Source organism: Coleofasciculus sp. E2-BRE-01, from assembly GCF_040221695.1.
GTDB lineage: Bacteria > Cyanobacteriota > Cyanobacteriia > Cyanobacteriales > Coleofasciculaceae > Coleofasciculus.
Genome location: NZ_JAVKEA010000195.1, coordinates 21,427 through 45,495, shown reverse-complemented (window position 1 = coordinate 45,495; position 24,069 = coordinate 21,427). Strand labels below are relative to the sequence as shown.

The following is a 24,069-nucleotide window of genomic DNA, read 5'->3' as shown; positions in this document are numbered from 1 at the left end:
GGTGAATGGTGGTAGGTGTGAGGTTTTTTCGCCTCCAACAGACAATTCCATCCTGACACCCGACACCCGACACCCGACACCCGACACCCGACACCCGACACCCTTGCTCAACCGAGCTTTCACCTTAAGTTGACACCAATGCTGTCTAACCCGCCCCTACACCCTACACTCTACCTGCACAGTTTCCTGTTCCCCGTTCCCTGTTCCCTTTAAGCTTAGCTTTGAGTTTGACTTGCCAAATTAATGCGATCGCTCAATTGACTCAGTTTCTGTGCCACGCTAGGATCGCGTTCTCGTAATTGGTTAATCTTGTCGCAGCTATACATCACTGTGGTATGATCCTTGCCGCCAAATTCTTCACCAATTCGGGGTAAGCTCAAATCCGTATGCTGCCGCATCAGATACATGGCAATTTGCCTAGACCAACTAATTTCTCGGCGGCGTGAGTTCCCTTTTAAGTCTTCTACCGACACATTAAAGGCATCAGCGACGGTTGTCACAATGATCTCCGGTGCAGCTTGTACGGTTGGGGTTCGCGGATTCAAAATTGGTGCAATGTTCTCGACACTCATCGGTACTCCCGAAATCGAGATGTAAGCGACGACTCGAATTAATGCGCCCTCGAGTTCGCGAATATTCGATTTATATTGAGTCGCAATATACTCGACCACCGATCGCGGCAACCGGATGTTTTCATACTCTGCCTTTTTTTGCAAAATTGCCATCCGGGTTTCCAAGTCAGGCGGCTGAATATCGGCGATTAACCCCATCGAAAAGCGAGAACATAGCCGTTCTTGCAAGCGGCTAATCTGATGCGGCGGGCGATCGGATGCCAAGACGATTTGTTTTCCGGCTTCGTGTAAGGTATTGAACGTATGAAAAAATTCTTCCTGAGTATATTCTTTTCCTTCGATAAACTGAATATCATCAATCAACAGCACCTCAGCCGCTCGATAGTGTTCCCGGAAACTTTGCATACTATCTTTGCGGATGGCGGCAATCAGATCATTGGTAAAATGTTCAGTAGACACATAAAATATCTTAGAATTGGGAGAGTTTTCCCACCGGAAATGCGCGATCGCTTGCATTAAGTGAGTTTTCCCCAAACCAACGCCCCCACACAAAAACAGGGGATTAAACTCCCGTCCTGGTGATTCGGCGACAGCCAAAGCCGCCGCATGAGCCATGCGATTATTTGAACCCACCACGAAGCGAGAAAACACGTACTTCTGATTTAACTCTGTGGGTTTAGGGAGTTGATGAGATGGACGTTCGGTATCGGGGTTGGTGGCAACCGGAGGCGACCAGGAAATACCTGTATCGCTGATTGTGGTGTTGTCGTTGTCAGTGATCACGGTAAGGTAAATGTCCACCGATTGTCCCAGGATCTCCTGCACCACATCAGTGATTGTTTTGATGTAATACTTTTGCAACCAATTTCTGGCAAAGGGATTGGGGGTACAAACCACTAAGCAATTCTGGTCAAGCTGCTGAGCGGTTGTTCCCTTGAGCCAGGTTTCAAAGGTGGGTCGGCTGAGTTGGAGTTGTAAACGCTCCAATACCTGTATCCAGAGCTGTTCGGGGGACATTTCCACGGGCATTCCTCTATTGTCGGTAATTGTTGCTTGTTCTCCTAATTCGAGCGATTGGCGAGATATTCCGGCACAGGTCTATCTTCTATATATATAGCGATTTAGCAGTGAGTGAAGTAAAACAATAAATAGCAACGGTTAGCGTCAATTTCAAACTATTATGACCCAATCCCTAGAAATCGCTCAGTTAGGCAATCCTATCTTGCGCCAGCTAGCCCAACCCATCGATAATGTCCATGACGAACCTATTCAACGGCTTATTCAGGCTCTCAAGGCAAAGGTTGTAGCCGCCAACGGTGTAGGAATCGCTGCGCCCCAAGTTTCTCAATCCTGCCGTTTGTTTATCGTAGCGTCTCGTCCCAATCCCCGGTATCCGAATGCCCCGACGATGGAACCGACAGCGATGATCAATCCGCAGATTGTGGCTCACTCAGATGAGGTGGTCAAAGGCTGGGAGGGTTGTTTAAGTATTCCCGGTATTCGAGGATTAGTACCCAGGTATCAGGCGATTGAGGTAGAGTACACCAATCAACAGGGTAAGCCGCAGCAACAACAGTTAACCGATTTTGTGGCAAGAATCGTTCAGCATGAATATGATCATCTCAATGGTCTTGTGTTTGTAGACCGCGTAGAAAGTACCCACGACTTAATCACAGAGACAGAATATCAACGGCGGATTGGTGAACAACCGTAGCAGCCAAGGCTAGAGTCATTGCACAATAGAAGCAGTTCCTAATGCTAGTTCCCTAGATCATGCCTACTGTACTCGCGGATACTCAAAATTTAATTGCAGACCTGATCGCTCGCTATCGCTCTCGCGTGGATTACTTAGCGATTCGCTTAGAAGAATCTGAAGGAACCAGCATTATCGTGCGGGGTAATAAAGTAGAAACCTTGAGTGAGGGGCTTGCTATTGGTGGACAGGTGCGAGCCTGTTATAAGGGCGGTTGGGGCTTTGCCAGTTTCAACCAACTCTCTAGCCTGAAGGAGCGACTGGAAGAAGCAATCAGCGCCGCCCGAATTGTCGGGGATGGAGAAACCCTACTTGCCCCGATTTCGATCGTGCAAGATACTTGCCAACTCCCCCTAACTGGGACTGATCCCCGGATGATTCCTCTAACAGAGAAGAAAGCGCTGTGCGATCGCTACAACCAATTGCTCAAAAGTTTTGATCCCCGGATTACAACAACCTCTGTCCGCTACGGGGACAGCCATCAACGGATTATTATCGCTACCTCCGAAGGCACGCTGATTGAGCAATCTTGGGCAGATCTAGAAATGCGTTTCTCGGCTACCGCCCGTAAGGATGAGATTGTGCAGACGGGACGAGAAACCACCGGATCTCGCAATGGCTACGAAGATCTCACTGATCTGGATATCCAGGTGCAGGGGGCGGCGCAACGGGCGGTTAATGCTTTGTCTCTGTCACCCGTTCGGGGAGGGGTTTACACGGTGGTTATTGATCCTATCCTCTCCGGTTTATTTGTTCATGAAGCCTTCGGACATCTTTCAGAAGCGGATATGGCGTATGAAAACCCCGATCTGTTGGAAGTGATGAGCAAAGGGCGTCGCTTTGGTCCACCAGATTTGCAAATCTTCGACGGTGCTGCCCCAGAGGGACATCGCGGTAGCTATTGCTACGATGATGAAGGAACACCAGCAACTACAACTCAACTGATTAAAGATGGCATTTTAGTGGGGCGTCTGCATTCTCGTGAAACCGCAGGTAAGTTAGGCGAAGCTCCCAGCGGCAATGCCCGTTGTTTAAACTACCACTATCCACCTATTGTCCGCATGACCAATACCTGGATTGAACCGGGCAAAACCCCAGTTAAGGATTTAGTCCGAGGGATTCGCGAAGGGGTTTATGCCCGCAACTGGTTAGGGGGGATGACAAATGGGGAGATGTTCACCTTTAGCGCGGGTGAAGCTTGGATGATTCGCGAGGGACAGATTGCTGAACCGGTGCGGGATGTTACCCTATCCGGTAATGTGTTTAAAACCTTAGGCGACATCGAAGCGATCGGTAATGACTTCTACTGGGATGAATCAGGCGGTTGTGGAAAAGGCGGACAGAGTGGCTTACCTGTAGGGTGTGGCGGTCCTTCTTTACGAATTCGCAATGTTGTCGTGGGAGGTAGTCAGTAGCGTTATTTGAGTCACTTGCCTGTTGTCTGTTGTTCTTTGTCCTTAGGAATAGACAACGGACAACGGACAGGTGATATACTGGGGGCGCTATTCGCGATAAATGTGTAATCCTTGATAGGCGGATCAGGTGAACCATTTAACTACGGCTCAAGAAGAGCAACTTAAAAATATAGGAATCTATTTACGACACTGTAGAGAAGAGCAGGAGAAATCAATTGAGGAAATTGCTCTCAAAACTTTTATCTCCTTACGCTCTTTGAAAGCGCTAGAGGCTGGACGGTGTGAGGATTTACCTGAACCTGTCTTTGTTCAAGGGTTTATTCGGCGGTATGCCGAAACACTGAATTTAGACAGCACAACATTACTCCAAAGCTTTGTCACCGAGGTGGTACCAGAACCCTCTGATTCTGCTGACTCTCAAGCTAAACATTCTGAACCCACCCCGATTTCGCGAGCGCGTCAATCTGATCGGCTCTACCGTCAACCTTTTCTCCTCTACATTGGCATTGGTGGAATCGTCGCGATCGGTGGATTGGTGTATCTGCTTACTCAAGTCCTCAAACCCCAACCCTCTATACCCGTTCAAGATTCTGGGACAATTGAGCAACAGCTTAATCCAAACGAACCCACTCTCACCTCAACACCTGCGCTGACTGTTTCTGATCCCAATTTCCCGGTTCAAATTACAGTAGAAATGAAAGGGGAATCCTGGGTGCGGGTTAGTGTTGATGGTAAAACGGAGTTTGAGGGAATTTTAACGGAGAACGATTCCCCAACAACGTGGAAAGCTAAAAATGAATTAACAATCCGTTCCGGAAATGCGGGGGCGGTATGGGTATCGTTGAATCAAAAAACCGCGAAACCCTTGGGAGAGATGGGTGAAGTAAAAGATGTAACCTTTACAGAATAGCGAAGGTGAAAGCCCCTGCGTTTCAACCGGGGGATGAAACTACTATTTTATTTTTTGTTTATTTCGTTCTCATCAAAGCCCGATCAACTTGTTGAAGTAAAGAGTCGCGAGTGGAGGAATTATCTAAAACCACATCAGCACGCGCCACTTTTTCGGCGAGGGGAAGCTGACTGTTGAGACGGGATTGAGCTTGTTCAAGAGAAAGGCGATCGCGTTCTCGGATGCGCTGGATTTGTTGTTCCACAGAACAGCAGACAACCCAGATTTCAGTCACTAAGTCTGTCATATTCGCTTCAAACAATAAGGGTATCACTAAAACCACCGTGGGAGACTCGCTTGTAGAGAGTTGAGACTCAATGCGATCGCGCACATAAGGATGGATCTGTTGTTCTAACCACTGGCGTTCCTCTGGGTTGGGGAAAACCATTTCCCCTAAGCGTTTGCGGTTCAGTGTGCGATCGGCTAATTGTACCTCAGAACCGTAGCGGGTAATAATTCGGTTCAAAACCGGGGAACCAGGTTGCACGGCGTCTCTGGCGTAAATATCCGCATCTAAAATCGGAAGTTGATAGGTATCGGCAAGATAATTAGAAACCGTGGTTTTACCTGTGCCAATCCCTCCGGTTAAGCCAATGATCCGTTTCAACAGTGATTCACTCAAGGTTAAAGTACGCTATCACAATAAGTATAAGTTGCAGCCGTAAAGGACGCCAGAATGCTGACCCAAGTACCAGTTACTGATATTATCCGCAAACAACGGGATTTTTTCGCCACAGGGAAAACCAAGGATGTCAAGTGGCGCATGGAACAGCTAAAATGCCTCAAACAAGCGGTTGTTGATGATCAAGAGGCAATTATCAAGGCGGTTCAAGCTGACTTAGGGCGCCCAGAGTTTGAAGCCTATTTTGAAATCGCGGCGATTACGGAAATTAATTACGCTATCAAGCACCTCAAATCCTGGGTTAAACCCAAAAAAGTAGGAGTTGGATTAGAACAATTCCCCGCCTCGGGGAAGATTTATCCTGAACCCTTGGGTGTGGTGCTGATTATCTCTCCTTGGAATTATCCCTTCCAGTTATTGATTTCTCCCTTAGTTGGTGCGATCGCAGCCGGAAACTGTGCGGTACTCAAACCCTCGGAAATTGCCGCCCATACCTCAAGTGCGATCGCCAACCTGATCCAGAAAACTTTTGATCCGGCTTATATCGCGGTTGTCGAAGGAGACGCTGATACCAGTAAAGCACTTCTGGCTGAAAAATTCGACCATATCTTTTTTACCGGGGGAACCGCGATCGGCAAAATCGTCATGGAAGCCGCTGCGAAACATTTGACGCCTGTGACGTTAGAGTTGGGCGGTAAAAGTCCCTGTATTGTCGATGCGGATACGGATCTCAAAGATACGGCTAAACGGATTACTTGGGGTAAATACCTGAATGCGGGACAAACCTGTATCGCCCCAGATTACCTGTTAGTTGATCGGCGAATTAAGTCAGATCTATTGACAGAAGTGCAAAAATGTGTTGCAGACTTTTATGGTCAGGAACCGGAGAAAAGTCCGGACTATGCCCGAATTATAAGTCACCGACATTTTGATCGGCTGGTTCCTTTGTTGAAGGACGGAAAAATAGTTATTGGTGGACAAACTCGACCAGAAGATAAGTATATCGCGCCCACTGTGATTGATGGAGTTTCGTGGGATTCACCGATCATGGAAGAGGAAATCTTTGGTCCGATTTTGCCTGTGTTAGAGTATCAGGACTTGAATGATGCGATCGCGCAGATTAATGCTCGACCTAAACCCTTAGCCCTCTACCTATTTTCCAAAGATAAACAGAAACAGCAACACGTCTTGCAGCAAACCTCATCTGGTGGTGTCTGTCTCAATGACACGGTGATGCAAGTTGGTGTGACAACTTTACCCTTTGGCGGTGTTGGGGATAGTGGAATGGGAAACTATCACGGCAAAGCCAGTTTTGATACCTTTTCTCACTTTAAGAGTGTATTGAAAAAGGGATTCTGGTTCGATTTAAATTGGCGGTATCCACCTTATAACGGCAAGTTGTCATTGTTTAAGCGAATTATTAAGTAGGTGGAATAGGTGTGCAAAACCTCTTTCCGTGTCAACTTAAGCTGAAAAATACCCAATACCTTGAGAAAAACCCCTCCCTAACCCTCCCCTTGGTAAGGGGAGGGAATTAGGGAACAGAGAACAGGAAAAAATGTATTAAATTGGCGTAACGTTCGTATTATAATTGACGAACAGTCTCAACGGCATGAACAATTATTTTTGGGGTAGCGCTACGCTGAAAAACTTATTATGTCTACGCGCACAAAAGCTATAGCATCTATCGGTTTATGGGTTAGCGGGTTCTCGCTACTCATGGGTAGTGCTTCGGCACAAACTGCTGCTATTGTGGTTAATAGCACCGCCGATGATATCAATGCTGGCGATGGCAATTGTACCCTGCGCGAAGCGATTAATAACGCCAATAGGAATAGGGATACCACAAATGACGATTGCCGGACAGGTTCTCCCCATCCTATTATTGATGCGATCGCGTTTAATATTCAATCCACTCAACCCAGCATTATCCCTAATTCGCCATTACCAACAATAACGGAAGCGGTGGTTATTGATGGCACATCCCAACCTGGTTTCCAAACTACCGCAACCCATTCCCTAACTTGTCCCAACCCAATGGGCGTTCCGCTTCCAGCCCAAACCATAACAATTAGCCGTCCAGTTATTGAGTTAAATGGTGCGGCGGCGGGTAAAGTAAGTGGTATTGCGATTGATGCGGATCAGGTAGTGATCAGAGGACTGGTAATTAATCAGTTTCAACGCGCTGGTATAGAAATATTAAATAACTCCAGCCAAATTATTATTGACAGCAATTATATTGGTACAGATATCACGGGTACAGTCGCCCTTGGTAATAACCGAGGTGTGGTGATTAAAGCCGGAAACACAACGAATCCCAATAATACTATTATTAAAAATAATGTCATTTCCGGGAATACCTTCGTGGGTGTTCTTGTCAACGGCGATGCCAATGCCGATCAGCAAGGCAATACTATTGTTAATAATTTTATTGGCACAGATTACACAGGTAAAAATGTATTGGGTAATACTACTGAAAAACGCGGTCATGGTGTAGTGATTGGGCATGGCAATTTTGCCGCTTTAGATTCCCGCTATCCTGCCCAAAACCATACCATTAGAGGCAACGTCATCGCCGGAAGCCACACGACAAATCTCTGGGTTTCCAATTATGCCAGCAATAATTTAGTGGAGTGTAATTATATTGGTACTGATCAGACAGGAACTGTCGCCTTAGGCAATTGTATAGATGGTCTGCTGATTGGCGGAACCCGCTCTGATGCACCGTCACGCCTGAACAAAATACGCCATAATTTAATTTCTGGAAATGCTCGCTGCCAAGGCAATACAGAAGCTAACCTGACGCTGCAATGGGGAGCAATTGAAAATACGATTGAAAATAATTTAATTGGTACAGATATCACAGGTACAGTGGCATTAAGTCCCATCTTAAGTACGGATGGTATTGGTATCAAAAAGTCCGCCAACCAAATTCGCAATAATGTTATCGGTGGGAATCGTCGCCACGGAATTCATATCTACCGAGGATTTGGGACACAGCCCTGGAATAACCGGATTGAAAACAATTATATTGGTATCAATCCCAGTGGTAGCAATATTGCAAATGGCGGTGATGGAATTGCTATATTTTCTAATATTTATACCCCTGATACTGTATTGCCGCTTATGGATGTTCTGATTCGGGGAACACGGATCACCGGGAATGCGATCGCGAATAATGGTCATAATGGGATTCGGTTAGAAGCGAGAGGTGATGAAGCAGGGTTGAATGCCTCTATTACTAACACCCAAATTTTAAATAACACCATTCACGATAATGGAGCCAATGGTATTCAAATCACTACGGTGGAAGCTGTTCCTGGGGGAATAGCTGAAGCAATTGAGAATTTAATCCAGACAAATCGTCTGTTTAATAATCAAGGTTTGGGCATTACTTTAAGCCAAAGTCGCTCAACATCCCACGATATCTTTCTGAATGCCGAGACAGGACAACCTTTATCTTCTTCTGTACCCATTGAGAACGATGCATTAGATTTAGACGCTGGCTCAAATCAGTTGCAAAATTACCCCACTCTTTTAAGCGCAGAGGTAAAAAATAATCACACTGAAATTCAAGGGATACTGGTTAGCACTCCTAATACCCAATTCACTCTGGAATTTTTCGCCAATAGAAGTGCTGATCCATCCAACTATGGTGAAGGCGAAGTTCCTTTAGGTTCAGTATCGGTAACGACAGATAACCGTGGAGAAGCTGAATTCACTGCCGTTTTACGTGCTACTGTTTCGGGACAATCGATAACCGCAACTGCCACTGACTCCAACGGGAACACATCCGAATTTTCTCGCCGTATTCAACTAAAGTTTTCTCTTGATAAGAGTATCAGAAACTTTGAGTAACAGAATAGATAAACGGGTAATAGAACTCGACATCGAAAAATGTTTCGATAGGATAAGCCACAAATCAATAATGGAACAGCTCATCGCCCCATCAGGCATTAAACTTAGAATCTTTCGATGCCTCAAGGCTGAAGTTAACCCAGAATTCCCCGAACAGGGTACACCTCAACGGGGAGTGTCAAGCATTACTTCGATGCTTGCGGTGTCAGCGTGGAAAATTTTGAAATTTGCCAAGTAGCCAAACTCTATCGTTATGGGGACAGAGATCGCCCCCAAAGACTGTCAAAATTGAAAAACAAGTGACAACACTTTGAGGAAAACAATATGACGGCTACTTTAACAGCACCTCAATCGATAGAATCCTGGTTGGGTGAAGAGGCAGACAATCTGTTGACGTACAACGCTAAAGTGGATAAAGGTCTGTTACATCTACCGAGTCCAGACTGGGTGGAACGGATTTTTGCCAATAGCGATCGCCCTGCCCCAGTGTTGCGTAGTCTTCAGCAGATCTACTCAAGCGGACGCCTTGCCAATACGGGTTATCTGTCTATCCTACCCGTAGACCAAGGGATTGAGCATTCCGCCGCCGCCTCTTTTGCCCCGAACCCGGTCTACTTTGATCCGGAAAACATTGTCAAACTTGCTCTGGAAGGCGGTTGTAATGCGGTTGCTACGACGTTAGGGGTTTTGGGCATGGTGTCTCGCAAGTATGCCCACCGTATCCCCTTCATTGCTAAACTGAACCACAATGAAATGCTGACTTATCCGAATCGATATGATCAGCTTATGTTCGCTAATGTCGAGCAAGCTTGGAACTTAGGCGCCGTGGCTGTTGGTGCTACGATTTACTTTGGGTCTGAGGAATCGAGCCGCCAAATCGAGGAAGTGAGTAAAGCATTTGCCCGCGCCCACGAGTTGGGGATGGCAACAATCCTGTGGTGCTATTTACGCAATAGCGTTTTTAAGCAAGATAAAGATTATCATCTTTCTGCTGATCTCACAGGTCAAGCTAATCATCTTGGCGTTACCATTGAAGCCGATATTATTAAGCAGAAGCAGCCTGAATGCAATAATGGCTATGGTGCGGTGGCTAAAGCCACGGGTGAGAAATATGGAAGAACGGACGATCGCGTTTACACTGAACTTACCAGTGATCACCCCATCGATTTAACTCGTTATCAAGTTCTTAATTGCTATGCGGGTCGTGCAGGTTTAATTAATTCTGGCGGTTCATCAGGGAAAAATGATTTTGCCCAAGCTGTTCGCACTGCTGTGATTAATAAACGGGCTGGCGGTTGTGGATTGATTTCTGGACGCAAGACATTTCAGCGACCTTTCGAGGAAGGTGTTAAGCTGTTCCACACGATTCAGGATGTTTACTTGTCCGGCGATGTGACCATTGCGTGACACCGAGTTGCATTTAAACCTCAGTCGGGGCGGGTTTAGTTACATCTAGTGTGAGATAAGTCACGATAATCGTGAAACCCGCCCCTACACAAAATCCTTCTCACAACCACGTAACCACAAGGGCACTATCTTTAGCATGAGGCTCAAAGCGTAACGGTGACGCCACGTAAACCACTCCTTCAATTAGTTTCGCTTTCTTGATCGTTGTCGTTGCTTGATAGCGTCGCTCCAATTCTTTTCGAGTTAAGCGATCGCCATTTTCTAGGGGCGGTAGGTTGGACATCGCCTGGGACTGTTTAAATGTATGGGTTTGGGAATTTTTGACCGCCATAGTACAAGACCTTTTAACCGCTATTGTCAGTATAGATAAATGTCTCTGAATTTAAGAGAGATTCTCATACCTCGACATGCCCAACAAAACCCGACAAGCTCGCTTGGATCGTTTTATCCATGCCCCCCAAACTGAACTGGCGCTGATCGTTCTCATTCTGCTTTCTGTAATCCTGGTGATTGCAGAAGTCACGCTTGATAATAACACTCAAGCCTATAAACTTGTCTATTTGACTCAAGAACTACTCACTGGCATCTTTATTATCGAGTTGACAATTCGCTATTTTGCTGCTAAGAATAAACGCCGTTTCTTCCGCCACTATTGGTTAGATATTATTGCCGTATTGCCCCTATTGCGAGCCTTTCGCCTGTTGCGGGTGTTGCGCCTCTTACGACTATTGCGAGTGGGAATCCTACTCAATCAGAATTTAAATCGTCTTGGCTCTACCTTAGCCACGAGTATTGGTGTACAGATTGGCGTATTGCTGGTTGTCGGTTTAATTATTTTAGTCGGCGCGATCGCGATTCACTTGCTAGAGGGCTTTAACAATCCAGATTTCGCCTCTGTGAAGGATTCCCTTTGGTGGAGCTTTTTTACCCTGGTATCCGGAGAACCCATCGGCGGCGAACCTCAAACCGATGCGGGACGATTGGTTACACTCATAGTAATCCTGGGTGGCTTGACGATGTTTGCCATGTTTACGGGTGTCGTTTCCGCCGTCATGGTACAACGATTGAGAACAGTGATGGAAATTAAATACTGGGAATTGGACGAACTACGCGATCATATTGTTATCTGTGGCTGGAATCGCAGTGGACATCTGCTGATTGAGCAACTGCAAGCCGATCCCAGTTTAAAACATCATCCGATTGTGGTGGTTGCTGAATTTATCCAAACCCCGGAGCGAGAACTGAAACATGTTAATCGTTCCCAAATTTACTTCTATACCGGGGATTACACGACAATTGATGTCCTGGAAGCGGTGGGAATTTATTACACCTCACGGGCTATTTTGTTGGCAGATGCCACACATCCGCGCAGTGATCAGGATCGGGATGCCCGAACTGTTTTAGCGGCATTAACGATTGAAAAACTGCATCCGGGTATCTATACCTGCGCTCAACTTCTTGATGGCAAAAATAATGTGCAACTGCGAGTAGCGGGAGTGGAAGATGTGATTGTCGCAGATGAATTGGCGAGTCATTTAATCGCGACTTCAGTCCGAAACTGGGGTTCTGTGGATGTGTTAGCGGAATTGCTCACTGTGCAAACGGGGAACCAAATCTATAAAATTTCCCTACCCCAGCAATGGAATGGTATTTCATTCTGGAATGCGGCTCAATGGCTAAAAGAGGAGCTAGATAGTATTTTAGTTGCTGTGGAACGGCAAACTCAGGGACATCGAGAGACATTGGTTAACCCACCCAAAAATGAACAACTCATGTTGGGCGATCGCTTGGTTGTGATTGCTCGCCACCAGCCCCAAATTGAGAAAATTCTCCAGTCTAAAAAGTTGTAGATCAAAGAAGAAGGGCTAAAGCCCTTACTACGAACTACGAATAGGCTGGAGTTATGGGTGTACCTGGGGCGATTGTGGGAAAAATTGGGATCGATGGATCAGCCACAGATAATTGAACTCTGATTCCCACAGGTAAGGGTGTATTCAGGGCGGTGCGAGCATGGAGTTCTTTGCCTGACGGGGTTTGGAGACAATACCGATACTCGCGACCTAAAAAATGGCGATCGCGAATCAAGATGGGTGCATCATTATCGGGTTTGAGAATTACGTTTTCTTCCCGCAGCATTAATTCCCCACAATCTGGAATGGCGTCATTCTGGAATTGGATGTTACCGGGACATTCTCCATTGCTGATTTCAAACGAACCCACCTCAGTTTCCCATAACTGTCCCCGACGACGGGCGGGTAAGAAATTGGCTTGGGTGACGAATTCGGCGACAAAACGAGAGGCTGGGTTGGTATAAATTTCTTCGGGGGTTCCCAACTGTTCTAAACATCCCGCCCGCATCACTCCCACTTGATCGGAGATGGATAGGGCTTCTTCTCTGTCGTGGGTAACAAAAATTGCGGATGTGCCGATTTCTTTAAGGATGGATCGCACTTCTTGGCGCAACCGCAGACGCACTTGCACATCCAGATTACTCAAGGGTTCATCTAACAGAATTAAACTGGGACGTGGTGCTAATGCCCGGGCGAGGGCGACTCGCTGCTGCTGTCCCCCAGATAGTTCGTGAGGATAGCGTTTCTCTAATCCTGATAATCCTACCAGTGCGATCGCGTCAGCCGTATTTTTCTTGATGGATGTTCGACTCATCCCACTGCGGCGGTTTTTCAAGCCAAAAGCCACATTCTCCGCCACATTCAGATGAGGGAATAAGGCATAATCTTGAAACACCATACCCGTGTTCCGTTGTTCTGGGGGTATCCAATACCCTGAACCCGCCACGGGGCGTCCAGCTACAACAACCAATCCCGATTGAGGACGCTCAAACCCCGCCACAATCCGCAATAGAGTGGTTTTGCCACAGCCAGAGGGACCTAATAACGCCAGTAAATCACCTTGATTCAAAGTCAGCGTCACCCGATCTACGGCTGGAGTTGTATGTTGATCATAGTGCTTGGTAATGTCCTCTAAATGTAGAATCGCTGCTTGTTCCATAGAATGTTTTTGACTCTTCACGACTTCGAGGGAACCTAGTTTTGAGATGGGTGTAGGAGTAGATGGCACTACTATCGCTTCTTACCTCCCCCTGCTCCCCCTGCTCCCAGACGTAGCATGCTACGTCTCTACATTGCTCCCTCATCTCCCCCTCTTCCGACTGCGGCTAGGAAGTAGCCAGCAGTCTTCCAGCCAAGAGGCTAGATCTCGGCGTGGTACAGTTAACTGTCTGACCACACTCCACAGTTGAATTGCTGTCACCGGATCATGAACCTCAGCCGTGAGTGGCTGGTTCATCCCGCAGTGACTCGCGATCGATAGTTCCTGTAAACGGCGGTACACTTGCCACCGATCGGCTTGATTAATGTCAATCACTTGACGAGTTTTGGGTTGAGAACTCCAGGGATTCATTTTTCTCTCAAAATGCAATATATTATCATTAATGTCCGTTGCCAGACATTAATTTTTCCATAAGAACTGCTATGACAGGGAGTTTAAGCCGGATTTCACTCCCGTTCCCTAGTGTAAGCTAGGTGGGAGTCAAATGCTAATCTTTCTCAATTAATCGACTAAAAGACAATGACGCAGGAATGATACTGCTTCTCCTCCAGCTAGCTCCATGGTTCATTAGAACCCCCTCACCCAAGCTTGGCAGAGGGAATGGGGGTAAGGGCTGTGGTTTAAGTTGACACCAATGCAGGGTCTTGCGCCCGATTTAACCGTAAAATCTATTCCAGTACTTGAACTGTGTCAAAAGCGACCTGTCGGGGCAAGTTTCACAGAAATTTAATATTTATCCGAGCAGATTTCATCAAAACTATACCCAATTGGCTGAGGTTCGGCTGCACAATAGAGAAAGCGAAAGCACCCTGCCTGAAAAAACCCTATAAGGCAGATAAATGAACCCGTGAAGCCCTGACAGGGTAAGCTCACATTCTGGTTTAGACTTCGGTCTTAAATAGGAATGTGGGCTTACCTAATTTAAGTAAACTTTGTTTGTAGTAGGCACTAAAGTGCCTTAAACTGTTTTATTTTCCAGCACTAAAGTGCTGACTACGAAGGGAAGAATGGGCTGTTTGCCTATCGCCGCGCAACTACTGGCTGCTGAAAATGATGACTGATTTTTTGACCGGAAAAAAGAAGCGGATTCCTAATCCTATCACTCAAGAATAACGCTGACTTCTTCTACAGAAAGATTACAAGCAGTCGCAATTTGTTCTAGACTTAAGCCCAATGAAAATAGTCGAATAACCGTTTGTTGCTGTTGTTGTTGCAACGCTCTTTCTGCTCTGGCTGCCCGTTGGCGTTCTTGTTCCGCCCGTTGGCGTTCTTGTTCAATGAGTTCTTCCGGAAGTGGATAAGCATTTTCTTGTTCGTCATACCAGAATAACCATTCCCTTGTCCAAGCCACGTAGGTTCCTATTCCTCGACCAATTCCTAAACCGACTTCTGGCATCCAGTAGGGTTTCCCAGTTTGTAAGATGTATTCTCCTTGGTCTAAACGATATAATTCTAAGGGTTGATGTCCGTCTCTTTGCCAGTGACTGGGGTTATAAATTAGGTAGTAAAGTACGCCTAACTGAGCATATTTTTCTTTCTTTTCGTCATATTCCTTGTTGTATTTTTTAGAGACGATTTCCATTGCCAAGATAGGCGGAATATTGTTTTCTTCCCACAATACATAGCTGAGTCGTCCGGATTCATTGGAACGTCTAGGGACACCGATACTGAGAAATCCATCGGGAACTAGCGCAGGTTGACGTTTGTTTTCATAGAGGTAGTAAATCCCCATATCTACGCCCAAAAACCAATCCTGGCGTTCTTGCCAGATGAAAGCTAGGATACTTAGGAGTAAGTTGGGAACTAAATTTTGTAGTTCATTATCCACAGGAGTATCATCGGAGCAAGGTAGCTCTTGGCTAGTGGGTAGACGAGAAAGTGGTTCAAATTGTACCATCTGTGCAGACTCCTACCTGAAACATTAAGGTTATAGCGGTTGCGATTAAGGTTAGGACATTAAATCTCTTCCACCATTTTAGCTGTGTCGAGCCACATTAGCGTTACACCTAGATAGCCGATAAAATATGGGGCTAAAGTTCCCCTACTACGAACCTGAGTAATGGTGCGTTACGCTACGCTAAACGCACCCGACAATGTTTAAGGATTCTGGTGACAGTTCAGAACCTACAGGAATCGTCACAATAAACGTTGTTCCTTTGCCTACTTCACTATCTACCGCAATGTCACCTTGATGGCGTTCCACACATTTTTTGACAATCGCCAATCCTAATCCCGTTCCCGATATTGTCCCCACATTACTGCTGCGATAAAAGGCATCAAATAATTGAGCTTGCTCTTTTTCGGGAATCCCAATTCCTTGGTCTTTAATCCTGAATGTGACTTGATCAGGATCAAAGATTAGGTCAAATTGTACCATTCCTCCTTCTGGGGAATACTTAATCGCATTTGACAGTAAATTGGTTAAAAATTGTCGTAATAGTTTCTCATCTAGACAAACCCATCGTGACCTACCTTGACGGCGAAACCCAATTTGATGGGGCGTTTTCACCGTCAGTTGTAACTCTTCCACTAATTCTTGGCAAAATGCCTCTAAATCGATAGGTACAGGTTTAAATTCCAATTTACCCGCTTCCGCTTTATTAATTAATAACACATCACTAATTAACTGGGTCATGTGGTGGATTGTATTTTGAATCCGTTGAAAATGCCGCTGCTTTTTATCCTCCTGCCATTTATGACCGTAATGTTGCAGTAATTCGCTGGATGAGAGAATTGTGGCTAAGGGGGTACGATATTCATGGGAGACGACGGAGATAATATTGGACTTGAGTTCACTGAGTTCTTTTTCTTTAGTTAAACTCTGACGCAGTTCAGCTTCTAAGTGCTGGCGCTGGGCGATTTCTTGTTGTAAATCATGATTTTTTTGTCGCAGTTCTTCCGTTTGTTTAGCGACGCGACATTCGAGTTCCTCATTAAGCTGTTGCAGTTTCTCCTCACTCTGTCGCAGCCGTTTTAAGGTTTGCGATCGCTCAATGGCATGGCGAATCGAGCGAGTCAACAATTCATGATCAATTTTACCTTTGACTAGATAATCTTGCGCCCCTTGGCGTAAGGCTTCTAAGGCAGTCACTTTATCATTTAATCCCGTGAGAACCACAATCGGCAAATCGGGTACAGTTTCATGGGTTTTTGCCACAGTTCCTAATCCTTGTTTGTCGGGGAGAGACAAGTCTAATAACACGACATCAAAGTCATGAGTCTGTACGGTTGATAACGCCTGTTTCAGTTGTTCCACATGGACTAAAGACCAAGGCATTTCTTCGGCGTCTTCTAGGATTTCTTGTAACAGATCTGCATCAGCCGGGTTATCTTCGACTAGCAATATTTTTAGAGGGGATATAGACATTGGTATTACTCCGAAGGTAGTTGAACCACAGCCAACCAAAAGGCTTCAATTATCTTGACAACTGACATAAATTGTTCGACATCAATGGGTTTGGTGACATAACAGTTGCCATTCAATTCGTATGTTTTCAGGACATCTCGTTCGGCGGCTGATGTAGTCAGAATAATCACTGGAATCCGCTTCAGTTGGGAATCCGCTTTGATTTCTGCTAAAACCTCACGTCCATCTTTTTTGGGCATATTCAGGTCAAGCAAGATTAAATCGGGGCGAGGAACATCGCTATATTGACCTTGGCGTCGTAAAAACGTTAGGGCTTCCACGCCATCTTCAACCCAGTGCAAATTGTTGAGAACTCTGGCTTCACTAAAAGCGTCAACGGTGAGATCAGCATCACTGGGAGAGTCTTCAACCAGGAGAATTTCTATCGGTCGAATTGTCTTCATAAACGTTAGAGTCATGATCAATAATGAATGAAATTGAGGTAGATGGAACAGTTAAACCGGAATCGTGAAATAAAAGGTTGTGCCAATGCCTAACTCAGAATTGACCCAAATTCGTCCTCCATGACGTTCGACAATTTTCTTACAGATAGCCAAACCAATTCCGGTTCCAGGATAGTCGCGGCGAGAATGTAATCGCTGGAATATTGTAAAAATGCGCTCTAAATATTCCGATTCCATGCCAATCCCATTATCCTGAACTACAAACGTCCATTCATTTCCCTGGTTTTGGGCAGAAATATGGACGTTTGGTGGGGTTTCACGACGAAATTTAATCGCATTAGCGATGAGGTTTTGGAAGAGTTGAGTTAATTGAGTTGGATCAGCGATGACTGTGGGTAAGGCGTCATAAGTAACTATTGCTTGACTTTCTGCGATCGCGACGTTTAAATTCTCCATTGCTTGTCGGATAATTGTCTCACTATCCGTGGGTTGTAGGGGTTTTCCTCGTGTTCCCACTCGTGAAAATTCCAGCAGATCATTGATTAATTGCTGCATCCGCGTCGCCCCGTCCATAATGTAATGGAGGTATTTATCCGCCTTAGCATCCAGTTGGTTTTGATACTTACGGCTGAGAAGTTGGGCGTAACTATTGACAGCGCGTAAGGGTTCTTGTAAATCGTGGGAGGCGACATAAGCAAACTGTTCTAAGTCGCGATTAGATTGCCATAATTCTTGATTTAGTTCTTTGAGTTTTTCTTTGGCTTGCTTGCGTTCCGTGACGACTTCGGTGTTCATAATAATGCCGCTAATGTCGCCACTATTGCCAATCCAAGGACGGATTTCCCAGGAAATCCATTGCTTCTCCCCATCGGCGCGGATAAATAAGTCTTCGTCACACTGTTCACTTGAACCTTGGAGACAACGGTGATGAATTTGTTTCCAAGTATCGGGGATTTCGGGAAAGAGTTCGTAGTGATTTTTGCCGATAATATCTTGATTTTCTAACTGATAGTCATCTAACCAGCGGCGACTGACTAACTGGTAATTCATCTGCTTATCAAACATCGCGATCGCGGCGGGGGTATATTCTAGAAGTAGCCGCAGCATTTCCGCGTTATGGCGCAAGGCTTCCTCGGTTTGTTTGGCGTCGGTAATATCTTGGACGAGGGACAAAATTGAGACCATATTACCCGATTCATCTAAAAGGGCAGATTCGTACCATTGACAAATTACCACCCTGCCATCTTTGGTCAGATTGCGATTTTGGTAGACTACACTGGAGGTACTCCCATCCAGTAACCCACTCATTTCTTGGCGGACAATTTCCACATCATCCGGATAAATAAACTGCCAATCACCTGAACGCTTGCCTAAGACTTCCGGCGTTGTCCAGCCAAAGATTTGTTCCGCTTGTTTTGACCAACGCTGCACCCGGAACTGGTTATCCCATTCCACGACAGCTAGGGGAGAATTCTCCACATGGAATCCCAAGCGTTGATGGGCGTCTTGTAAGGCTTTGGTTTGTTGTTGCAGAATAATTTCGGCTTGCTTCTTCTCGGTAATGTCCGTCCAAAACCCAACCATTTCTAAAGGGTTTCCGGCTTCATCACAAATCAGTTTCAGTTCATCATGCATCCAGCGGTAAGTGCCATCCTGATGTAAGAAGCGGTATTCATGAACATGATGTCCTGTGTCAAAAAGTTTGGGCAAATTGGCACAAACGCGGGGGACATCTTCGGGGTGAATATGGTTGACCCAAAACGGCGGGTTTGTGATAAAGTCTTGGGCAGCGTATCCCACAACAGTTGCTGTATTATCACTCATAAACGTGACGCCATAGTTCCCGGAAACCTGGCGACTATAGAGTACCGCCGGACTATGAGACAGGAGATAACGCAGGCGTTCTTGAGTTAACCGCAGTGTAGACAGGGTACGCTTGCGATCGCTAATATCCCGATTTGACCCGACAATCCGATAAGGCTTACCGTTAGCATCGCGTAAACTCGCGCCACGGGACAAAATCCAGCGGTAATTCCCCTCTTTATCCAGCAGGCGGTGTTCCAGTTCTAAGCTAGGAGTTAATCCATCAATATAGTCTTGAAACGTAGCCAATACCCGTTCCCGATCGCCTGGATGAATCCGATCCAACCATTCAGTAGCGCGATCGGAAATTTCATCGACGTGATACCCTAAAGTTTGACTCCAACGAGGAGAATAGTAAACCTGATCGGTTAGCAGATTCCAATCCCAAAGTCCATCATTTGATCCTTCTGCTACCAGTTCATACCGTTCTTGAGTTTCTTGGAGAATGGCTTCAGTCTGCTTCTGTTCAGTAATATCGCGTCCCACCGCATAAATTAACCCTTTAGCTGGAAATGAGGCGCTATTCCAAGCCAACCAACGATAGGAACCATCTTGACAGCGATAGCGATTTTCAAATTGAATGGATGTTGTACCCGTCGCCAGTTTTTCTATTTCAGTTAAGGTGGCGACGCGATCATCGGGATGGACAAATTCTATAAAGGGTTGAGTTAAAAGTTTCGCTAGGGGATAGCCGAGAATCCTTTCAAAGGCGGGATTCACTCGTTTGAAATACCCATCGCTTCCCGCAATCGCCATGAGATTAATAGACATATTGAAAAAGCGATCTAACTCACAGTCTCCGGGGAGTGAATCAGTAATTTCTCTGGCGACAGCATACCCATATCCCGCCTCGTCGTAGTTCCATGTCCACTCTAACCAGTGGTAGTTCCCCTGATAGTGGCGATAACGGTTACGAAAGGAAACAGGAACCCCTTTTGTGGCTAAAGCCGTCAGCGTGGCGGTAACATCCTCTGGATGAACCAAGTCAATCCAATGGCGCGATCGCACTTTTTCCGGTGTCCACCCCAATATCTTGCACCAAGCGGGGTTGAGTTGTCCAATCCTGCCGTCAGGTTCGATAATACAGAAGAGATCGGCTGAGTGATGGAAAAAAGCTTGCCATTTAGGGTCAGCTTGAATTATTGTATGCTGCACGGGATTGCCCATGAGAAGTCTTATCCTAGAAGCGGTTATACAGGAATGGTTTTCTTAATTTTCACCACTTTTAGGCAAACTGTTGACCGAGAAAGTACCCAATTCCTTGAGGATGGCGGCGAATTCTTCGGTAAAATTACGGATACAGAGGCGGGTGAACTATTGGCATTTTCCTAAATGTTACTCCCCTCACCACAAAACTTATTCAACAGACCCTAACTACTATGACTGAATCAACGTTTTAGGAATGTTGCAAATTAGCATCAATTAAGACAGCCAGGGCATTCTGAGCCAAAATAGCGCCAGTAGACGATTGTTCAATGGTTGCCATCAAACTCGCTCCGCCAATCAGGAGTAGATATTGCTGCGAAAAAAATTCAGGATTTTCAACTCCAGCTTCGTCAGCCAAATCCATGATGATTTGCCGAATGGATTCTCGCAAGTCCACAGAAACCTGATGAGCTTTGTGAGACGCATCAGCGATTTCTAAGACGGCATTGATAAAGGGACAACCGCGAAAGTTGGGACTGGCGTACCACTCTCGCAATACATCAAATGTTGCTAGTAATCGCTCTTTGGGAGTATTACCTCGTGCTGCTACAGCCTCTTCAAACCAACATAACCACTGGGAGGCCCGATGCTTCATTACCTCTTCAATCAGTTTGTCTTTGGAAGGAAACCAACGATAGAGTGTTCGTTTAGCGACACCTGAAGCGGCGATCACTTCATTAATACCTACATACTGAATTCCCTTCTGATAGAAAAGTTCAGAAGCGGTTTCAAGAATTTGTTGACGAGCCTGACTTGATTGAGAGTTCATAGCCAATAGGGTAGACAAGTTGGTCTCCTACGGGATATACTAGCACCCAACCGAAGTAGACAGACTTGTCTACTTGGCAAAAATTAGAGGAGACCAAGCCATGGAATTTACGATTCACACCATTGATACTGCACCTGAAGCATCCAAAGAAGCTTTAGTTCACGCCAAACAGACGTTTGGTTTTATCCCTAACTTGGAGGGAATTTTTGCTGAAGCCCCTACTTTACTCAAAGGTTCAATGGCATTATGGGACTTATTTACCGCAACCAGTTTCAGCCCTATAGAACAGCAGGTCATATATTTGACGGCTAACTACGAGAATGAATGTCATTACTGCATGGCAGCACACTCAGGTTTAGCGAAAAAAATTGGCATGACTGCCGAAGATATCGAAGCCCTGCGTCAGGGACAGCCTCTGCAAGATCCGAAGTTGCAAGCGTTGCGTCATTTTACCCAACGTTTGATCCAAGCAAGGGGGTGGGTTGAAGACCATGAGATTGCGGAATTTTTAGCGGCGGGTTATAACCAACAGCAAGTACTGGAGGTGATTTTAGGCATTGCGATCAAAGTGATGCACAATTATACGAATCATATTGCTAAAACTCCACTTGATAAAGCCTTTGAGCCATACGTTTGGTCAAAGCCTACAGTAACAGTGTAGATATAGATTTTTGGCAAAAAGATTCCTGCCTATTCCTAGGGAACATTGCCCATTAGTATCCGTGCCTTTACTCTGAAACATTACTCGTTATAACCCGGTTATAACGAGTATATTTTACTACCCCAACTCTTCAACTAAATCTATCGGTTAAATAATGTGGTAGTGTTAGAAAAAACCATCTCACCTGAGACTATCAACTTACAATGTAACTCTAGGTCACTGAAAATGTTACAAACACCCCCTAAACCATTGACTCTGGACGAGTTTATCAAGCTACCCGAAACCAAGCCAGCCAGCGAGTATATTGACGGTCAAATTATCCAAAAACCGATGCCACAGGGAGAACATAGTACCATTCAAGGGGAACTGATTATTTCAATTAATGCTACCGTTAAGCCTCGTTTTAACGGGTTTAAGCTTTTAGCCCGTAGACGCGAAGCGGCTTCTCGAAGAGTACTTTAGTTCAGGGCTTAACTTCCTCCGCTTCATGTCACGTCCTGAATAAGCTTTTCCAAATAAGTTTGAGCTTCATCAGGCGACATCAGTAACGCCTCACCCTGACGCAGAATTTCATATTTACCCCTATGATAACCATGACCTGCAATTAGCCCCAACTGAACCGCTTGATTCCCCAATTGGGTCAGCTTGTTAATACTAATTGAATCCAACTCTTGATTAAGTTTTTGTCTGATAAAATCTTCGTTCATCGTCTTCTCCGCCATAAAGGATAACCAACTCTATACGGTCAAAACCAATCAACAATCAACCCTTTAAATCGATATTCTCGGACCTACATACTGATTAAACGTTGGACTATCGGGTTCAGTATCCACAATCAGCGGACTTTCTGCACCATCAACCAACAAGCGAACTAAATAGCGTCCTCCTTTCATCCGTTCCACCGGGAAAGACACCCAAATAACATCTGTCTGGCGAGGAGACGCTTCAAACAAATAAGCCGCAGGTTGATTCGTGTCAATTTCATTCAGGGCTAACAAAACGCGCTGCTTTTTGCCTACAGTTAAATTGGATCGTACCCGTATTTCCGCAGACCGCAAATCTTCATCATCAACTGCTTTTTTGGATACCGTGGTTTTGGTAATCGTGGGACGAATCACCAACGGAGATACATTCGACTGAATACTAGAAACAAAGGTTTGAGGCTGATTAACTGTTTGCATCTGACCCCCATTCCCACTTGTCTGACTCGCCCCATTACCATTACTCGAGGTGGGTGGCATCACTTTGGCAAGACGATGCACCACTTGGAGACTATGCATTCCCGCCTGTAACGAATCAGTAGGGATAGAGGACAGGGGTAATACAATTTGGGTATCGGTAATTTCACTGGGGGTGAATTCCATTTCCCCAATCCAAACTTGGGTGATATCGCTTTTTAAATGGTTGCCTTGAATTAAGACAGTACTGTCAGCTAATATGGGTTCCAATCGTCCAGCTTGAGAAATGATCCGATCAATCTTCGGTTGATTGGTAAAGGGAACGATTCCATCCAAAGAACGAGCGCGTACTGGCAAAGGTCTACTGCCAGCTTCTTGCCCTTCCAGCATAATTACCCTAGCCCGATACGCCACCGATAACAAGTAAGTGGTTTGAAAAAAAGCTGACCAGGCTTTGGATAAGTCTTCTAGGGACAAATCGAGGGGCCACAGGGAGATTTCTTGGATCTGATCGGGTAAGTCAGACTCTAATAAATAAGAATAAGTAGAATCATGGAGAGTCCGCTCAATCCTCTCTTTTTTCAGAGTACGCCAGTCGTTAAGACCACCCATCACACTACCCATCAACCGTTGCGGTTGTAAGTCGTTGTCATTGCCGTAGAAACTAATCATGTAATGTAAGTCTAGGGCAGTTTGCGATCGCTTAGCACCTGGATTCCTCCGACTGCGGGCTTGTACTTCAGCCTGTTGACGCCACGCATGGTTAATCTGAACCTGGTAGAGAAACACATTCACACCCACTTGGGGAGTCGCTGTTCCCACTTCATTAGGTCGTAGTGTGGTCACCGTTGCCCCACTAATATCGTCCTGAATCGACGTCTGTACGATTCGTTGTAGAGTGGCGGTTACGGTAGCAATGGCTAGAGAATTACTCATG

21 protein-coding genes and 2 pseudogenes are annotated in these 24,069 nt (G+C 45.7%); 11 read left to right on the top strand and 12 right to left on the bottom strand.

Annotated elements, in window-relative coordinates; genetic code table 11:
• Positions 1–215: 215 nt before the first annotated feature.
• Positions 216–1,595, bottom strand: coding sequence for a chromosomal replication initiator protein DnaA (gene dnaA / locus RIG66_RS24825; RefSeq protein ID WP_446381362.1), 1,380 nt, complete (start codon positions 1,593–1,595; stop codon positions 216–218).
• A 157-nt stretch (positions 1,596–1,752) separates the two neighbouring features.
• Here dnaA and def point away from each other — a divergent pair, with 157 nt between their 5' ends.
• From def to RIG66_RS24810, 3 genes are all read left to right on the top strand, one after another.
• Positions 1,753–2,286, top strand: coding sequence for a peptide deformylase (gene def / locus RIG66_RS24820; protein ID WP_446381357.1), 534 nt, complete (start codon positions 1,753–1,755; stop codon positions 2,284–2,286).
• 59 nt (positions 2,287–2,345) lie between these two features.
• The gene (locus tag RIG66_RS24815) at positions 2,346–3,740 is read left to right on the top strand and encodes a TldD/PmbA family protein (protein WP_446381356.1); all 1,395 of its coding nucleotides are present in this window, start codon (positions 2,346–2,348) and stop codon (positions 3,738–3,740) included.
• Between the two features lie 127 nt (positions 3,741–3,867).
• Positions 3,868–4,650 (top strand): helix-turn-helix domain-containing protein, encoded by a 783-nt coding sequence (locus RIG66_RS24810; protein WP_446381355.1) that lies wholly within the window; start codon positions 3,868–3,870, stop codon positions 4,648–4,650.
• A 58-nt stretch (positions 4,651–4,708) separates the two neighbouring features.
• On the opposite strand, the gene coaE is transcribed toward RIG66_RS24810, so the two are convergent.
• Positions 4,709–5,299 carry a dephospho-CoA kinase gene (coaE, locus tag RIG66_RS24805; protein ID WP_446381361.1) on the bottom strand — a complete coding sequence of 197 codons (591 nt, stop codon included), beginning with the start codon at positions 5,297–5,299 and terminating at the stop codon, positions 4,709–4,711.
• A 66-nt stretch (positions 5,300–5,365) separates the two neighbouring features.
• On the opposite strand from coaE, the gene RIG66_RS24800 reads away from it, so the two are divergent.
• From RIG66_RS24800 to RIG66_RS24785, 4 genes and pseudogenes are all read left to right on the top strand, one after another.
• Positions 5,366–6,739 (top strand): aldehyde dehydrogenase, encoded by a 1,374-nt coding sequence (locus tag RIG66_RS24800; protein WP_446381354.1) that lies wholly within the window; start codon positions 5,366–5,368, stop codon positions 6,737–6,739.
• 228 nt (positions 6,740–6,967) lie between these two features.
• The gene (locus tag RIG66_RS24795) at positions 6,968–9,169 is read left to right on the top strand and encodes a right-handed parallel beta-helix repeat-containing protein (RefSeq protein WP_446381353.1); all 2,202 of its coding nucleotides are present in this window, start codon (positions 6,968–6,970) and stop codon (positions 9,167–9,169) included.
• A pseudogene (locus RIG66_RS24790) lies at positions 9,165–9,353 on the top strand (RNA-dependent DNA polymerase); the annotation flags it as partial. The gene RIG66_RS24795 and the pseudogene RIG66_RS24790, both read left to right, overlap by 5 nt.
• A gap of 140 nt (positions 9,354–9,493) precedes the next feature.
• Complete coding sequence (locus tag RIG66_RS24785; protein WP_446381352.1) at positions 9,494–10,576, top strand: class I fructose-bisphosphate aldolase; 1,083 nt, start codon at positions 9,494–9,496, stop codon at positions 10,574–10,576.
• Between the two features lie 100 nt (positions 10,577–10,676).
• On the opposite strand, the gene RIG66_RS24780 is transcribed toward RIG66_RS24785, so the two are convergent.
• Positions 10,677–10,907, bottom strand: a complete 231-nt coding sequence (locus RIG66_RS24780) for a hypothetical protein (protein WP_446381351.1) — start codon at positions 10,905–10,907, stop codon at positions 10,677–10,679.
• Positions 10,908–10,983: 76 nt separating this feature from the next.
• Between RIG66_RS24780 and RIG66_RS24775 the strand changes: the two genes are divergently transcribed.
• On the top strand, positions 10,984–12,426 hold the full coding sequence (locus RIG66_RS24775; RefSeq protein ID WP_446381350.1) for an ion transporter: 1,443 nt from the start codon (positions 10,984–10,986) through the stop codon (positions 12,424–12,426).
• A gap of 34 nt (positions 12,427–12,460) precedes the next feature.
• Here RIG66_RS24775 and RIG66_RS24770 read toward each other — a convergent pair whose 3' ends face one another.
• From RIG66_RS24770 to RIG66_RS24745, 6 genes are all read right to left on the bottom strand, one after another.
• Entirely contained in the window at positions 12,461–13,585 is a 1,125-nt protein-coding gene (locus RIG66_RS24770) for an ABC transporter ATP-binding protein (RefSeq protein ID WP_446381360.1), read from the bottom strand.
• 141 nt (positions 13,586–13,726) lie between these two features.
• Positions 13,727–13,996, bottom strand: coding sequence for an Asr1405/Asl0597 family protein (locus RIG66_RS24765; protein ID WP_446381349.1), 270 nt, complete (start codon positions 13,994–13,996; stop codon positions 13,727–13,729).
• 748 nt (positions 13,997–14,744) lie between these two features.
• Positions 14,745–15,542: a Uma2 family endonuclease gene (locus tag RIG66_RS24760; RefSeq protein WP_446381348.1), complete on the bottom strand. Its 798-nt coding sequence runs from the start codon at positions 15,540–15,542 to the stop codon at positions 14,745–14,747.
• Between the two features lie 180 nt (positions 15,543–15,722).
• Positions 15,723–17,012, bottom strand: coding sequence for an ATP-binding protein (locus tag RIG66_RS24755; protein ID WP_446381347.1), 1,290 nt, complete (start codon positions 17,010–17,012; stop codon positions 15,723–15,725).
• A gap of 5 nt (positions 17,013–17,017) precedes the next feature.
• Positions 17,018–17,470, bottom strand: a complete 453-nt coding sequence (locus RIG66_RS24750; RefSeq protein WP_446381346.1) for a response regulator — start codon at positions 17,468–17,470, stop codon at positions 17,018–17,020.
• Positions 17,471–17,506: 36 nt separating this feature from the next.
• Positions 17,507–20,485, bottom strand: coding sequence for a PAS domain S-box protein (locus RIG66_RS24745; RefSeq protein ID WP_446381345.1), 2,979 nt, complete (start codon positions 20,483–20,485; stop codon positions 17,507–17,509).
• On the opposite strand from RIG66_RS24745, the gene RIG66_RS24740 reads away from it, so the two are divergent.
• Positions 20,465–20,650: a hypothetical protein gene (locus RIG66_RS24740; RefSeq protein ID WP_446381344.1), complete on the top strand. Its 186-nt coding sequence runs from the start codon at positions 20,465–20,467 to the stop codon at positions 20,648–20,650. The genes RIG66_RS24745 and RIG66_RS24740 overlap by 21 nt on opposite strands.
• A 64-nt stretch (positions 20,651–20,714) precedes the next feature.
• Here the strand turns inward: RIG66_RS24740 and RIG66_RS24735 are convergent, their stop codons facing one another.
• On the bottom strand, positions 20,715–21,293 hold the full coding sequence (locus RIG66_RS24735) for a TetR/AcrR family transcriptional regulator (protein ID WP_446381343.1): 579 nt from the start codon (positions 21,291–21,293) through the stop codon (positions 20,715–20,717).
• A 100-nt stretch (positions 21,294–21,393) separates the two neighbouring features.
• On the opposite strand from RIG66_RS24735, the gene RIG66_RS24730 reads away from it, so the two are divergent.
• Both RIG66_RS24730 and RIG66_RS24725 read left to right on the top strand, forming a co-directional pair.
• Positions 21,394–21,954: a carboxymuconolactone decarboxylase family protein gene (locus RIG66_RS24730; RefSeq protein ID WP_446381342.1), complete on the top strand. Its 561-nt coding sequence runs from the start codon at positions 21,394–21,396 to the stop codon at positions 21,952–21,954.
• Between the two features lie 225 nt (positions 21,955–22,179).
• Positions 22,180–22,356, top strand: a pseudogene (locus RIG66_RS24725) (Uma2 family endonuclease); the annotation flags it as partial.
• An 83-nt stretch (positions 22,357–22,439) separates the two neighbouring features.
• Here RIG66_RS24725 and RIG66_RS24720 read toward each other — a convergent pair.
• Entirely contained in the window at positions 22,440–22,661 is a 222-nt protein-coding gene (locus RIG66_RS24720) for a hypothetical protein (protein ID WP_446373437.1), read from the bottom strand.
• 63 nt (positions 22,662–22,724) lie between these two features.
• Positions 22,725–24,068 (bottom strand): DUF4255 domain-containing protein, encoded by a 1,344-nt coding sequence (locus RIG66_RS24715; protein WP_446381341.1) that lies wholly within the window; start codon positions 24,066–24,068, stop codon positions 22,725–22,727.
• Position 24,069 lies beyond the last annotated feature (1 nt).

Excerpts from the sequence above, each read along its gene's own strand:
- def (WP_446381357.1), top strand. The coding sequence starts at position 1,753 with ATGACCCAATCCCTAGAAATCGCTCAGTTAGGCAATCCTATCTTGCGC.
- RIG66_RS24815 (WP_446381356.1), top strand. The coding sequence starts at position 2,346 with ATGCCTACTGTACTCGCGGATACTCAAAATTTAATTGCAGACCTGATC.
- RIG66_RS24800 (WP_446381354.1), top strand. The coding sequence starts at position 5,366 with ATGCTGACCCAAGTACCAGTTACTGATATTATCCGCAAACAACGGGAT.
- RIG66_RS24795 (WP_446381353.1), top strand. The coding sequence starts at position 6,968 with ATGTCTACGCGCACAAAAGCTATAGCATCTATCGGTTTATGGGTTAGC.
- RIG66_RS24785 (WP_446381352.1), top strand. The coding sequence starts at position 9,494 with ATGACGGCTACTTTAACAGCACCTCAATCGATAGAATCCTGGTTGGGT.
- RIG66_RS24780 (WP_446381351.1), bottom strand. The coding sequence starts at position 10,907 with ATGGCGGTCAAAAATTCCCAAACCCATACATTTAAACAGTCCCAGGCG.
- RIG66_RS24775 (WP_446381350.1), top strand. The coding sequence starts at position 10,984 with ATGCCCAACAAAACCCGACAAGCTCGCTTGGATCGTTTTATCCATGCC.
- RIG66_RS24770 (WP_446381360.1), bottom strand. The coding sequence starts at position 13,585 with ATGGAACAAGCAGCGATTCTACATTTAGAGGACATTACCAAGCACTAT.
- RIG66_RS24765 (WP_446381349.1), bottom strand. The coding sequence starts at position 13,996 with ATGAATCCCTGGAGTTCTCAACCCAAAACTCGTCAAGTGATTGACATT.
- RIG66_RS24760 (WP_446381348.1), bottom strand. The coding sequence starts at position 15,542 with ATGGTACAATTTGAACCACTTTCTCGTCTACCCACTAGCCAAGAGCTA.
- RIG66_RS24755 (WP_446381347.1), bottom strand. The coding sequence starts at position 17,012 with ATGTCTATATCCCCTCTAAAAATATTGCTAGTCGAAGATAACCCGGCT.
- RIG66_RS24750 (WP_446381346.1), bottom strand. The coding sequence starts at position 17,470 with ATGACTCTAACGTTTATGAAGACAATTCGACCGATAGAAATTCTCCTG.
- RIG66_RS24740 (WP_446381344.1), top strand. The coding sequence starts at position 20,465 with ATGCTGCACGGGATTGCCCATGAGAAGTCTTATCCTAGAAGCGGTTAT.
- RIG66_RS24745 (WP_446381345.1), bottom strand. The coding sequence starts at position 20,485 with ATGGGCAATCCCGTGCAGCATACAATAATTCAAGCTGACCCTAAATGG.
- RIG66_RS24735 (WP_446381343.1), bottom strand. The coding sequence starts at position 21,293 with ATGAACTCTCAATCAAGTCAGGCTCGTCAACAAATTCTTGAAACCGCT.
- RIG66_RS24730 (WP_446381342.1), top strand. The coding sequence starts at position 21,394 with ATGGAATTTACGATTCACACCATTGATACTGCACCTGAAGCATCCAAA.
- RIG66_RS24720 (WP_446373437.1), bottom strand. The coding sequence starts at position 22,661 with ATGAACGAAGATTTTATCAGACAAAAACTTAATCAAGAGTTGGATTCA.
- RIG66_RS24715 (WP_446381341.1), bottom strand. The coding sequence starts at position 24,068 with ATGAGTAATTCTCTAGCCATTGCTACCGTAACCGCCACTCTACAACGA.